This is a genomic window from Bartonella sp. MM73XJBT, from assembly GCF_028618465.1.
In the GTDB taxonomy this organism is placed as follows: Bacteria; Pseudomonadota; Alphaproteobacteria; order Rhizobiales; family Rhizobiaceae; genus Bartonella.
This window is the reverse complement of sequence record NZ_JAQISY010000120.1, coordinates 1-842: the sequence shown is the minus strand read 5'-3', so window position 1 is coordinate 842 and position 842 is coordinate 1. Positions and strand designations below refer to the sequence as shown.

The window sequence follows — 842 nt, the reverse complement described above, 5'->3', positions numbered from 1 at the left end:
ACATCATCTTTATGCCTTGGTACGTTTCTATCATCTCATGAAGAAGCTGTTGTTCCGTTTCTGTCAGTTGTTTTGTGTTATCTTCTTTCTTGACCATCTTTCCAACCACATACCTGTGCTCCCTGTTGATTATGCTTTAAAATATCTCTTGCTAGATTGGGACTGATGATCTGAACATCTTGTTTATCCAAATAAATGGGCAACCAACCAACACAAGAAACAGATCTATTTGCCTCGCACCCAACGAGACAGAGCAGCACGCACACCAGAATCACTTTTTTGATTAACTTCATTTTCAACCTCAAGACGTGTTGTTGCTCTCTTTAAGGCTGTCTCTGTTTGTTTGTGCCGCTCGCTTTTTTTGCCAACATGAAAAGCTTTCGCCAAAGCGATAAAAAAAACGGCTATAGCCGTTAACAGAAGAGACAGATTTCTTTTCAACCCAAAAATCACAAGCGCTGTTCCTTAAAGCGCTTGGCTACAATCACAACACCTGTGAACGCAGCTAAAACCATAATTCCTGCTAATGCCCATTGCACTGGTCCATTGCCAACCAAGAGCCCACCAAAGCCTGAACAAGACCCTATAATCGGGGCAAGCGCCTCTAATTGGAAAAGACCGGTTCTATTCTTGGTTTCTACCCTTTGATAATTTGAAGAAACATAAGCCCCCTTTGCCCAGAGCCCTGCTTCGGCGGCTCTACGGTTGGATAATCCTTTAAGACGCTTGCCTCCTACCTTATTCCATTTCTGTAATTCTACCGGAACCGATTCGTAATCCCCTTGATTAAGCTTTTTCAACAATGTCGATTGGCAAAACGCTTTGGTTCCTACGTTATAACA

At 42.6% G+C, this 842-nt stretch carries 2 protein-coding genes; both read right to left on the bottom strand.

The window, feature by feature from the left end:
• Positions 1-225: 225 nt before the first annotated feature.
• A complete protein-coding gene (locus PVV69_RS09935; protein ID WP_273757365.1) occupies positions 226-453 on the bottom strand; it encodes a hypothetical protein in 228 nt (75 codons plus the stop codon).
• Positions 450-842, bottom strand: a 393-nt coding sequence (locus tag PVV69_RS09930) for a lysozyme (protein WP_273757364.1), incomplete at its 5' end; no start/stop codon positions are given. The genes PVV69_RS09930 and PVV69_RS09935, both read right to left, overlap by 4 nt.